The sequence below is a fragment of the Marinisporobacter balticus genome (genome assembly GCF_004345705.1).
Lineage (GTDB): Bacteria > Bacillota > Clostridia > Peptostreptococcales > Thermotaleaceae > Marinisporobacter > Marinisporobacter balticus.
The window spans coordinates 1-12,746 of record NZ_SLWV01000010.1 but is presented as its reverse complement, the minus strand read 5'-3'; the positions used below and the strand labels follow the sequence as shown (position 1 = coordinate 12,746).

The following is a 12,746-nucleotide window of genomic DNA, read 5'->3' as shown; positions in this document are numbered from 1 at the left end:
AAAAAATGAATGGAAGATATTATTATATTATAGTTGATTCATAATTGAACTGAATACAAAATAGTAATGTGAATCTATAGAAAAGGGTGGTCTTATTAAAAAAAATGATATAGATATTTCTAAATATCTTAGTGATCATGGGGTAAAAGTATCCTTTCAAAGGATGAGAATATTTACTTATTTTGTAAAGCACAGAAACCATCCAACAGTGAATGATATTTATGAAGAAGTTGCAAAAGAAATCCCTACATTGTCAAAGACTACTGTTTATAACACATTAAGCTTATTTGTAGAAAAGAATATTTTAGATGTAATCATTATAGAAGAAAATGAAACAAGGTATGATTGGGGCGAGTGTATTCATGGACATTTTAAATGTGATTGTTGTAAAGAGATCTATGATATAGGAATTGATATAAATACAATGAAAAAGCAGACAATAGATTTAAAGGGATTCAAAATCAATGAACATCATATTTATTTTAAAGGGTTTTGTCCTAAATGTATAAAAAAATAATGTCCTTTGATGAATCAAAGGACATTATTTTTATTTACTAACCAAAATAACGATTTAATAGACCTTCAAAAGCTTTACCATGTCTTGCTTCGTCTTTGCACATTTCATGTACGGTATCATGGATTGCATCTAGGTTCAATTGTTTTGCTTTTGTAGCTAATTCTTTTTTACCAAGACAAGCACCACGTTCAGCATCTACGCGCATTTGTAAGTTCTTTTGTGTGCTGTCTGTAACTACTTCGCCTAATAGTTCTGCAAATTTTGCAGCATGATCTGCTTCTTCAAAAGCGATTCGTTTATAGGCTTCAGCTATTTCTGGGAATCCTTCGCGATCTGCTTGACGACTCATTGCAAGATACATTCCTACTTCAGCACATTCTCCTACAAAATTTTCACGAAGACCTGCTACAATTTCAGGGTCTGCATCTTTTGCTACCCCTATAAAATGTTCATCAGCCCATGCTAGCACCTCTTCAGATTGAAGAACAAATTTTTCTTTTGTTACTTTACATATAGGACAAACGTCAGGTGCTTCTTCTCCTTCATGTACATAACCACATACTTTACAGACAAATTTTTTCATAATGAAAACCCCCTATTTTAAATTTATTTATAAATGATAAGTCGTTATAAATATGTAACCAGAACTAATTTGTAATGATTACAATTCAATTATAATCTATATATGTATTTTGTCAAGTGCTATTAGATAAAAATATTTTGAATTTAGCTATTTAAAAGATATATAATAGATAGTAAATATAGAATATAAATTTCACGACCTTATTTAAATACCCCAAAAAAAGAAGAAGAAACAAAAATATTAAAAAATATTCATTGAAAGAAAGAATATAAGCTAAATTTGTTCTAACTGGTTAAAACTAGAGAGAATATCTTCTATTAAGGGAGGGGTAGCATCTATGATTATGACACTTCCAGTTTCTACATTATCATATATATTTTTTGCTATGTGAATGGGTAATCTGATACAGCCGTGAGAGGCCTTGCGTCCTAATTTATTGATTGAAGCCCGTAAGGGTTGTTTATTTTTGTTTGCAGGTACACCGTGCAATAAATAACTTCCTTTAAAAGAAGAATAGGATTCAATGCCCACATTGAATTTAGGAATATACATCCATGAACCTCTTTTGCTTTTAAGGGTAAACCAACCATTTGGGGTAGGGGTTTTAAACAAACCTGTGCTAACTTTTGAAGAAGTATCAAGGGTATAAGTTTGATTGTTTAATTTTTTATATATTTGCAAATTCTGATTTTGTTGATTTACGATAAGGATATAATCCCTTTTAATTTCTTTGTGCATAAAGGATTGTATATCAACAGGCGGTAAACTTACATCTTCTTTGAGTCGTAAATATCTTCCGTCAATATACCCTATGAAACCATCAGGAAGCATGATTTGCAGCCATCCATCAAAACTTTGATAAAGAACATTTACCTTTGTCTTCGCTCTATATGTTTTTGAAATTTTTCCATCTATGGCATCGTGAATATTTACGCAGTTATTTTCTGTTACTTGATTAATTAACTCTCCTTGTATGATGGGGTGTACTTTGGAGGTTGGGGTACGATGATCTAAATAGTTTCTCAAGTCAGAATTCAAAATAATTGTAGTGTTTTCAATGAATATAGGGTTTTCACAATAAAATTCAACATTATTTATGTAGAGGATGGCATGATCTGGGTGTGCTAAAAACTGATTGTTATCGTAAGTAAAAAGATAAAATCCATCACTATTCTGCTTTATTATATCTATTTTTATTATATCATTGTTTGTTGAAACATTTTCAGCACTTAAAAACAGTTCTCGTACATAACCTATTGAAAAATCAGGTAACATGATTTTTACCCATGAATGAGATGATTTTTCAAGAATCCTAACAGGTGTTCCTGTAGAATATGCTCGGATTGTTTTTCCCTCCATTGTATTTCGAACATGAATTTTACTGTGATTTGAAATTTTATCTATCAATATGCCTCTTTGAATCCTATATACTTTAGCGGTAGGTAGATTATTATCCAAAAAAAATTTTAAATTAGGATTTAGAATAATCATATCGTTTTCAATCCTTATAGGATTCTCACAATAGATTTCTTGATGACCAAGATAAAGAATACAATTATCTGGTTTAGCCAATATTTCATGCGCATTATACTTGAAGGAATAGAAATCATTGCTACACTTTTCAACACCATAGACCGTATCACAGACAGTAGGGGTTTCTAATGGGATAGAAACCTTATGATTTAACTCTTTACAATCAATTTTAGTAGGGAATTCATTTTGAGGCATTTCAATATCTTTCCCTTCTTGTAATGCAAAAACCATACTGGTATTCAAAAATAGACAGAACGTAAAAATTTTTAGAAAAATGATCTTCTGAAGATAAGTTATTTTCATAAAAACGCCTCCATTAATAAGTTAATCAAGCAATCCTTTAATATTATGCTAAAACAAAATATATATAACTACGTATTTTTTTTATTATTCTCAAATAAAATTTTGAGAATAGGTATAAAGTAAAAGGATGGAAATAGTTAGATCTATTTCCATCCTTTTATATGAATTATATTTAAAAAATTAGAAATTCACATTTATCATAGGTTGTGTAGATGTGAAAATTACTTTAATAAGGCTATTATTTAGTAGCACGCATAAACATTTGTGTCCAATAACATACGCCAGATTTATCTTTGGCAAGGCCCACTCCGATTTCGCTAAATGAAGTACTCAAGATATTACTTCTATGTCCAGGAGAGTTCATCCAAGCATTCATAACTGCTTGGGGTGTTCTTTGTCCCTTCGCAATATTTTCTCCAGCTGCGGAAAAGTGTAGTCCAAAAGATTCCATCATCTTAAAAGGAGAACCATAAGTTGGAGATTGATGTGCAAAATAATTTTTATTGATCATATCTTGTGATTTATATCGTGCACATCTAGACAATTGCCAATTTGTTGTAAGCGGTTGTAAGCCATTTTTTGATCTTTCCATATTCACAAGCTTGATTACTTCATTTTCTAATACTTTGATATCTTTAATATCTGGGATATTGAGCTTTTGTCCTGGATAAATTAAACTTGGATTTTTAATTTGAGGATTTTGTGCAATGATCTCACTTAATCCTACTTCATATTTTACAGCAATTTTCCACATACTATCTCCAGATTGTACGGTATAAGTATTGGCTACAGCTTCAACATATACTGGAATAGCAGTGAGTATAAATAATAAGAGGATAGAAGCAATAAATTTTTTTCTCATTTTCATCATCACCTATCTTTATAATTTTGATATTTCATAGATTGGATACTTCTCCATAGGTTTAGTTTCTATAAAAATAGATGAATTGATACTGTTAATTTATGGTATTTAAAAAGAAGAGAATGTTAGTCATCCTCTTCTCTTGCGATAATTTTTAATATACTTAGAAGAACTTCATCAAGCGTTTTGTCATTTGGATCGTCTGAAAATACATGAGTTATATTATTCATCACACATCACCTATAACAATATATGCAAGAAATGAGAAGGATAGAACTTGTATGTTACGATATAATTAGTTTATAGAAATATTTTAGCGTTTAATATAAATAACAAACTATATAGAAGGAAACAATTCATCATTTGTAGAAATTTTAAAAAGAGATTACGTAAATTTAAACAAGAGGAGAAGAAATAATGAGAATTTTACATACTTCAGATTGGCATTTAGGAAAAAATCTTGAAAATGTGAGTAGAATAGACGAACAAGAAAAATTTATAGATGATTTTGTAGAGATTGTTGAAGAAAATAATATAGATATGGTGATTATTGCTGGAGACATTTATGATCATAGTAATCCACCAGCGAAAGCAGAAAAAATGTTTTATCGCGCATTAAAAGAAATATCTAAGGATGGTGAACGAATTATTTTAATTATTTCAGGAAATCATGATAATCCTGAAAGATTAGTTGCAGCAAGCCCGTTAGCTTATGAGCAAGGAATTATAATGCTTGCTACGCCTAAGAGCCATGTACAGGTAGGTAAGTGTGGGAAACATAAGATTGTAGATGGGGGAGAAGGGCATTTGGAGGTAGAGATTAATGGAGAAAGAGCAGTGATTCTAGCAATACCTTATCCAAGTGAGAAAAGATTAAATGAAGTGATCTACCACAGCATTGAGGAAGAAGATCGACAAAGGACCTATAGTGATCGGTTAGGAGAACTTTTTAAAAAGCTTTCTCAAAAGTATAGAGCAGATACCATTAACTTGGCTGTATCGCATTTGTTTGTGATTGGCGGAGAAGAATCAGCCTCTGAGAGAAATATTCAACTAGGAGGAAGTTTAGCTGTTACCACGTCAAAATTACCTTTAGAGGCACAATACATTGCGCTTGGACATCTGCATCGACCGCAAGAGATAAAAAATAAAGGGTGTAAAATCTTTTATGCAGGTTCTCCCCTTCAGTACAGTAAAAGTGAGATCGGATATAGTAAATCTTGCTATTTAGTAGATGTAGTTGCAGGAACTGAGGCGCGTGTTGAAAAAATATTATTTAAAAATTATAAGCCAATAGAAATATGGAAGTGTGAAAATGTAGAACATGCGATGCATCTGTGTAGAGAAAACAGTGAAAGAGAGCTATGGGTTTATTTGGAGATTAAAACAGATAAGTATATTAGTCAAGAAGATATAAAAAACATGAAAGCACTTAAGAAAGATATATTAGAAATCAAACCAATTATTTGTGGAGAAAATGAGGAAGAGCAAGATGACTACGATATAAATGAAAAAAAGATAGATGAACTATTTAAAGATTTCTACTACAATCAGAGAAAAGTAAATCCTACAAAGGAGTTAATGAACTTATTTTTGAGTATTGCAAATGAGGAAGGAGAGGAAGAATAGATGAAGCCAATCACATTAAAAATATCAGGATTAAACAGCTTTATGAAAGAGCAAAAAATAGACTTTAAAACGCTTACAGATAAGGGCCTATTCGGAATCTTTGGACCTACAGGAAGTGGAAAATCTACCATATTAGATGCGGTTACCATTGCTTTATTTGGAGAGATTGTAAGAAAAAATAGGGACTTTATGAATACAAATTGTGATAATTTATTTGTTGGCTATGAATTTGAGATTGGTTTAGGAGCGTATAGAAAATGCTATATAGCTGAGAGAAATTTTAGGAGAGATAAAAATAACAATATCAAAACAAAATACGCAAGACTCATGCTAAAAAAATCCAATGAAGAACTATGTATTTTAGCAGAAAAGCCTACAGAGGTAAAGAATCAGGTTGAAAAAATTGTAGGGCTTACATTAGATGATTTTACGCGTTCAGTAGTGCTTCCGCAAGGGAAATTTAGTGAATTCTTAAAGCTTAAAGGAAGAGAAAAAAGAGATATGTTAGAGCGAATATTTGCGCTTGAAAAATACGGTAAAAAATTAGGCGAAAGAATAAAAGGTGCTAGAAATACAGAACTTAAAAAACAAAGTGAATTAAATGGGGAATTGAAAAGATTTGAAAATCTATCTGAGGAAGGTTATAAGGAGAAAAAACAGGAACTTGAAATATTAAAAAATGAAGAAAAAGACATCATAGAGAAAAAGAAAAAAGCAGAAAATGATTATGAAAAATACAAAGATGTATGGAAGTTTCAGAACGAATTAAAAGATTATCATGATAAATTAAGTCATTTAAATCATAAAAAAGAGCATATAGAACATATCAAAGCTAGGAGCTTAAGAGGTGAAAAAGCCAATACAATCAAACCATATATAGATGAATGTATCCATACACAAAATGAAATGAAAATAAATGACGCAGCACTGAATCAGTATAATCAACAATTAGAAACAATTAAAAAAAATATTATAATTACAGAAGAAAGCCATAGAAAAGCACAGGAAAAAAAAGAACTTGAAATTCCTATGCTGATCAGTAAAGAAAATGAATTAAATAGAGCGATTGAAATAGAAAAAGATATAAAAAACTTAGAAGAACAAAGAGATGCGTTGTTAAAAAAGTATACTGCGTTGAATAATAATAAGAAAGATTTAGATGAAAAACGAGATGAAAATAAAAAAAATAAAGAGATTTTGGACAAAGAACTTACGGAAAAAGAAGAAAGAGGCAATGCAATAAAGATTGATATTGAATATAGAGAAAAAATTGAAAAAGCTTTAGAGGTAGCGCGTGATTACACGAAACAACAAAAGGAGCAAAAAGACTTAAGTAAAAAACTAGAGGATAAAAAGACAAGCTGTAAAAATAATGAAGGTGCACATGGTAAAATCGTAACTAGACAAATAGAAAAGGAAAAAGAGTTACATACGTTTATACAGAAACAAAAAAATATAGAAGAAAGTTTTCCAGGAGATCATGATATTTTATTGAAATCTCAATTTGATTTAAATCAATTAGAAAAAAAGTTAAATGAAAATATGGAGAATGTAAAGAAAAGAGATGCGTTAAGGTTTCAATATAAGGATGCGAATCAAAACAAAATAACGTTTGAAGAAAATTTAAAGAAAATAACTGAAGCAATAAAGGATAAAGAAAATAGAAAAAAATCACTAGAATTAGAAATCGATAAAATACAAACGGAAAATATAGCATCACTATTGGCAACAAATCTTAAAAAAGGTGATGCTTGTCCTGTATGTGGTTCTATACATCATGAAAAATTAGCAGTAGGCATAGAAAACAACGTTCTACAAAAGATAAAAGAAGAAAAAGAAGCTTTAGACAGTGAAATAAAAAATATAGATAAAAATTTAAGGGAGATAGAAAGTCGATTTGTTTATTACAATAATGAAGAAATAAGACTAAAAGATGAAATACAGCCTATTGATGAAAAATTAGAAAACATAGATTTAGAGACATTTCATAAAGACTATGAAAGTAGGAAAATAGCTTTTGAAGTCCTTAAAAAAGAGATAGATAAGTGGAATGATGAAAAAAAGAATATAGACGAACAACTGAATAAATTAAAAGATGAAAAAAATGAAATAGATAAAAAAGAGGCATCCATAAAAGAAGGGTTAAATCATGATAAAGTATCCATTGAAGAATTAAAAAAAGAATTTTCACAAAAATATCAGGAATTTAAAGACTTAACGAATACCTATGAAACTTTAAAAAAAGAACTTGCAATAGGGAATTTCCATGATGAAATGCAGAGAATAAAAGATCATGAAAAAGAAATGGAACAATTACAAAAGGAACAAAAAACTTTAAGAGATAAAATAGAAAAAATAAATAAACAAAAGGACGCATTTACTAAAGAAATAGCGGGATTAAGTGCAGATATAAAAAGTGTAAAGGATGTAGGACAGGAAAAAAGAGAACATATTGATCATAAAAAAAGGGAAGTAAAAAAACTGACAAATGGTGAAAATCCTTCAGAATATATAATTGAAGTAAGAAATAATATAAAAAAAATCAATGAATGTGCAAAAACTTTAAGCGAACAATTGGAAAATGAAAAAATTCAAAAAGAAAAAATAGAAAAAGAGGTAATCAGTAAACAACAAAATAAAGAAAATCTCAAAAAGATCTTTAGTGAACGAAATGAAAAATTAGAGCAATTTCTAAAAGAATATGATTTTGAAAGTAAAGAACAGGTAGTACAAGCATTCATTACAAAAGAAAAGATAGAAAACTGCAACAAAGAAGTAAAAGAACATGAGGAGCAATTAAGAAATACTTTGAATAATATTGAAAGAATTAAAAAGCAATTAGACAATGAAACCATAGATGGAGATATGTGGAATAAAATTTTAGGAGATAAGAAAAAATATGAAGAATGCCTTAAAGAAAATCACACACAAATTGGCGCTTTAGATATCACATTGAAGCATATGAAAAATGACTTAGAAGGATTAAAGGAACTTAACAAAAGAGCGAAAGAAATTGAACATAAATTGAGCCTTTTAAATGATATGGATAAGCTTATTCAAGGAAACAAATTTGTAGAATTTGTGGCGATGAATCAGCTTAAATATATAGCAAGAGAGGCATCGAGAAGATTGTTGTCCATTACAGGCAATCGATATGCCTTAGAGATTGATGATGAAGGAAACTTTACAGTACGAGATGATAAAAATGGAGGTGTTGTAAGAGAAACAGCTTCACTATCAGGAGGAGAAACTTTTTTGACGTCACTGGCGCTAGCACTTTCATTATCAACACAAATACAATTAAAGGGAAGTGCCCCATTGGAATTTTTCTTCTTAGATGAAGGTTTTGGAACATTAGATGCGAATCTTTTAGAGGTAGTTATGACATCTCTTGAAAAGCTCCATACAGACAAACTATCAGTAGGGATCATCAGCCATGTAGAAGAACTAAAAAATAGAGTCCCTGTAAAGATTATCGTCACACCAGCAGAACATAGCGTAGATGGAAGTAAGGTAAGGCTTGAGTATAGTTAAGGGATAATAATTACTAAATTAGATTGCCTATTCAATACTTTATAGATATACTAAAAAAGCATAAGCAATAAATCGTTAGAGGGAGGAAAAATATGATTACAGCTTATTTACTAGGAATGCCAAGCTATTATGAAGGTGAAGATATTGAAATTCGATTTTGTGTTTTTAAAGAGGGGGCGCTTTTATTTAAGGAAGCATCTTTTAAGGAATATAAAAAACCAGTGATCGTAGAGCATATGGCTTTACTTGCTCTTTTAAAGAGATTAGAAGAATTTAAAGAGAAAGAAATAACAATTATTATTAATAATGCATCCGTATACGAGCAAATTAGAGGAACTTCAACCTTGAAGAATAAGGATGCAATGAGAATGATAAATAAAGTTAAGGGTAAATTAGATGAATTTGGAAATCATCTTATAATCGAAGATGTTAGTAATGATAAAATAGGATTAAAAAATTGGAAAGAAACCTTAGAAGAAACATTTATATAATAGCATGGATATATGCGAAACATGGAAAGCTGTGTAAGGTATATCAAATTTCTAAACGATACTAGTTTGTTGAAAAATATTGAATGAGAATACTATTAAAAGCAGGCATTGTGCCTGCTTTTAATAGTATTCATAATGATGTACATGTTTGATAGAAATCTTGCTATATCATTTGAATAAAATTATACGCTATGTTTTATGCCAAAACATAGAGGTGCACGAGGAGCAAATGGATGTTTTCTTTAGAGTATAAAAGAAAAAATCTCATGGAATGATTAACAGAGAATGTAAAAATACATATTCAAAAATTAGATTTTAATAGTCAAGATAAGGTAATCATCGCATGTTATAAAGAAGGAGAGAAATCATTAGACAGTTTAAAAAAAATACTTCAACAAGGAATTGTGGAAGGAGACATACTAGAAAATATAGATGTAAATCATACAGCAGTTATTTTATGGGCAAGTATTACAGGTGTTTTTAATAATATTATCAAAAAAGAAAGCTACCTAAGACATTATCATGATGTAGAAGCATCTCAATTAATAGAAGAGGCCTTCAAATTTATGGTGAGGGCAATAAAAACGTAAAGGGGGAGAAATTATAAAATGAACAAAATACTTGTACTAAATGGAAGTCCGCGTAGAGATGGTATCGTTTATACTTTATTAAAAGAAATCATAAAATGTGCAGAAGAAAACAATGAAATAGAATGGATTGATATATATAATCTACAAATGGAGCCTTGTATAGGATGTATGAAATGTAGAACAGATGATACATGTGTACTACCTAAAGATGATGCACATATTGTTGGGGAAAAGATAAAAAAAGCAGATGTACTAATTGTTGGAACGCCTACTTATTGGGGAAATATGAGCGCACAACTAAAAGTACTATTTGAACGGAATGTTCCTGTTTTTATGGGTGAAAAAGCCAGTGGTATACCTTTGGCAAAGCAGAAAGGAAAAAGAGCAGTAATTGTTGTTTCTTGTACTACTCCTTGGCCATTTAACTTTATTGCAGCTGAAAGTAGAGGAGCAGTTAGCGCTGTAAAAGAAGTTCTGCATTATGGTGGTTATAAGGTAACGGGAAAAATTGTAAAACCTGGAACGAAAATAAATAATAATATTTCTGAAAAAATTTTAAGCAAAGCAAGGAAAATAGGAAGTAGTTTATAATTTATAAATCAAATCCTTTTTATGATAAAGAAAAAAACAAGGATGGAGAAATGCATATGTATAAAAGGGTACAAAAATATTTACAGTACAGGGACATATTACAAAACTAGAGAAGTGACATCTTATGTTTCTTCACGTCAATGGTTAGATTGTTGATGTGTATTTTTTTGTCTTGAATTTTAGTCATAGAGTGGTTATGTATAAAAATGTTATAAAAACTAACTTTTTAAAAGTAGTAAATTTATTCTTGTTGATAAATGCTGATATTTGCGATAACCTATTTGTATAATCGTAAGCTTAGAAAGGATGAGATGATGGACACGGATATGACTTTATCACAAGAAGGGCAAGTCAAAGAACGCTCAAAGAAGAAAAATAAGAAAAATAATAAAATATGGATTAAGTTATTGATTTTTCTTGTAAGTGTAGGGGTTTGGAGTGGTGCAGTATATTATGGATATACTTATGCTAAAAACTATATTGATGGGTCTATAAAAAATGTGCAACAACAAAATGCATTGAATATTCAGAATTTAAGTGAAGAAATTGAATTACTTAGTCAAGAGATCAAAAATCTAAAAAATAGAATTGAAAACACGGGGGATACGATTTCAGATTCTACGGTGGTGCAGGAAAAAATCGACAAAAAGCTATTGGATTTAGATGGGCAATTAAAAACACTAGAAAAAAGTTTGAAAATATTACGGGAGGCACCAAATGGGCAAAATTAATATATTTATGCTTTTTTTGATCGCGCCTTTTATTGGGTTGTTTTTTGTAAGTGCAGACTTTAAAAATGATAGTCAGAGGCTAAAATTTTCTACAAGTGTACTGGAAGAAGATGTAGAGCAATTATATGATGGAGTTGCCGATCTAGAAGAGAACATTGCAAAAATGGGATTGGTTGTACAAACCCAAGCGGAGGTTTTTAATTATCAAGATGAACAGATTAACCAGTTATCAAAATTTAGTGACGCACAAAGAAAATTATCAGATGATATTTATGAACAAAAGATATTAAAAATGCTAGGACCAGCAGTGAAGAACCATATCAATAATCGTACAGAGATAAAAATTTTCGAATTAACAGAACTAGGGTATAGAGGCTATATTGCTAAAATCAAACTGTTTGATCCAAAGGCCTTTAAAGTTGTATTAGGGAAAGATACCCCTGGAGCGTTGGAAACAACATCACAAGCAGCAAAGCGGAAAAATGCGATACTTGCAATTAATGGAGGCGGATTTTATACAGAGAAAAAAAATGGCAAGATGTATGCGCAATTGATAGGAAATACAGTCATAGATGGGAAGTTGGTAGAACCCTTTAATGGGTATCCAGGAGACTTATTTTTCGCTGGGGTTAATAAATATGGAGAAGTTATAGGAACGGTACCTCATGCAGAAAAAGACATTATGAATCTTACCCCCTATCAAGGAGTAAGTTTTGCACCTGTTTTATTAAAAAATGGCAAGAAACAGGAAATTTCATCGGAATGGAAAAAGACAAGACATCCTAGAACAATTATTGGGAAATATGCAAATGATGATTTGATTGTAATCGTGATAGATGGAAGACGCGGAAATTGGAGCGCGGGTATTACTTTAGAAAGATTGCAGGATAAACTGTTAGAATTAGGTGTAAAAGATGCATACAATCTAGATGGTGGGGGTTCAAGTGCTATGTATTATAATGGTAGAATTCTAAATAAACCTTCAGATGGAAAGGAAAGACCTGTAGTGAATAATATTGTAGTACTTCCTTAAATAATTGAAGTGAAAATAGGTTGAAATAATTTAAAGAGGATAAGAAGCACTGAATTACCGTTAGAAAAAGTTGTTATTTCCAGAACCGTGATTATGAAGCTTAGCGAAAAATATCCTTATAGGGAAGTGGTAGATCAAATTATAGCGTTATTCAAGTTGATGTGGAATTTAGGTAAAACTAAGAAAAAATTATTAGAACTGAAAAACCCGCAAGAATAAGCAAAACAAATACTTATTGGTCTTACTATACTTGTTGAGTAGTCACGGAAACTAATGTATAAAATTTAATTTTTATGCAATACATTAAAAATCCATAAATTTTATCATTAGAGCTCATTTTTATATAAAA

At 30.3% G+C, this 12,746-nt stretch carries 11 protein-coding genes; 8 read left to right on the top strand and 3 right to left on the bottom strand.

From position 1 onward, the window contains the following. The first annotated feature begins 76 nt into the window (after window positions 1-76). A complete protein-coding gene (locus EV214_RS08635) occupies window positions 77-517 on the top strand; it encodes a Fur family transcriptional regulator (protein ID WP_330571287.1) in 441 nt (146 codons plus the stop codon). 37 nt (window positions 518-554) lie between these two features. Here EV214_RS08635 and EV214_RS08630 read toward each other — a convergent pair whose 3' ends face one another. The 3 genes from EV214_RS08630 to safA all read right to left on the bottom strand — a co-directional run bounded on the left by EV214_RS08630 (window position 555) and on the right by safA (window position 3,798). Then, the gene (locus tag EV214_RS08630) at window positions 555-1,100 is read right to left on the bottom strand and encodes an NADH peroxidase (RefSeq protein ID WP_132244768.1); all 546 of its coding nucleotides are present in this window, start codon (window positions 1,098-1,100) and stop codon (window positions 555-557) included. A 273-nt stretch (window positions 1,101-1,373) separates the two neighbouring features. Continuing rightward, window positions 1,374-2,936, bottom strand: a complete 1,563-nt coding sequence (locus tag EV214_RS08625) for a L,D-transpeptidase family protein (protein ID WP_132244766.1) — start codon at window positions 2,934-2,936, stop codon at window positions 1,374-1,376. A 238-nt stretch (window positions 2,937-3,174) separates the two neighbouring features. Then, window positions 3,175-3,798: a SafA/ExsA family spore coat assembly protein gene (gene safA / locus EV214_RS08620; protein WP_132244764.1), complete on the bottom strand. Its 624-nt coding sequence runs from the start codon at window positions 3,796-3,798 to the stop codon at window positions 3,175-3,177. A gap of 417 nt (window positions 3,799-4,215) precedes the next feature. On the opposite strand from safA, the gene EV214_RS08615 reads away from it, so the two are divergent. From EV214_RS08615 to EV214_RS08585, 7 genes are all read left to right on the top strand, one after another. Further along, the gene (locus EV214_RS08615; RefSeq protein ID WP_132244762.1) at window positions 4,216-5,427 is read left to right on the top strand and encodes a metallophosphoesterase family protein; all 1,212 of its coding nucleotides are present in this window, start codon (window positions 4,216-4,218) and stop codon (window positions 5,425-5,427) included. After that, window positions 5,428-8,961, top strand: coding sequence for an SbcC/MukB-like Walker B domain-containing protein (locus EV214_RS08610; protein ID WP_132244760.1), 3,534 nt, complete (start codon window positions 5,428-5,430; stop codon window positions 8,959-8,961). Between the two features lie 92 nt (window positions 8,962-9,053). Continuing rightward, the gene (locus tag EV214_RS08605) at window positions 9,054-9,452 is read left to right on the top strand and encodes a reverse transcriptase-like protein (RefSeq protein ID WP_132244758.1); all 399 of its coding nucleotides are present in this window, start codon (window positions 9,054-9,056) and stop codon (window positions 9,450-9,452) included. A 404-nt stretch (window positions 9,453-9,856) separates the two neighbouring features. Further along, window positions 9,857-10,042, top strand: coding sequence for a hypothetical protein (locus tag EV214_RS19670; protein WP_408631298.1), 186 nt, complete (start codon window positions 9,857-9,859; stop codon window positions 10,040-10,042). A gap of 18 nt (window positions 10,043-10,060) precedes the next feature. Further along, window positions 10,061-10,633 (top strand): flavodoxin family protein, encoded by a 573-nt coding sequence (locus EV214_RS08595; RefSeq protein WP_132244754.1) that lies wholly within the window; start codon window positions 10,061-10,063, stop codon window positions 10,631-10,633. Between the two features lie 314 nt (window positions 10,634-10,947). Further along, window positions 10,948-11,364 carry a hypothetical protein gene (locus EV214_RS08590; protein WP_165916314.1) on the top strand — a complete coding sequence of 139 codons (417 nt, stop codon included), beginning with the start codon at window positions 10,948-10,950 and terminating at the stop codon, window positions 11,362-11,364. Next, window positions 11,351-12,397, top strand: coding sequence for a phosphodiester glycosidase family protein (locus tag EV214_RS08585; RefSeq protein WP_132244750.1), 1,047 nt, complete (start codon window positions 11,351-11,353; stop codon window positions 12,395-12,397). The genes EV214_RS08590 and EV214_RS08585 overlap by 14 nt, the downstream gene beginning before the upstream one ends. Window positions 12,398-12,746 lie beyond the last annotated feature (349 nt).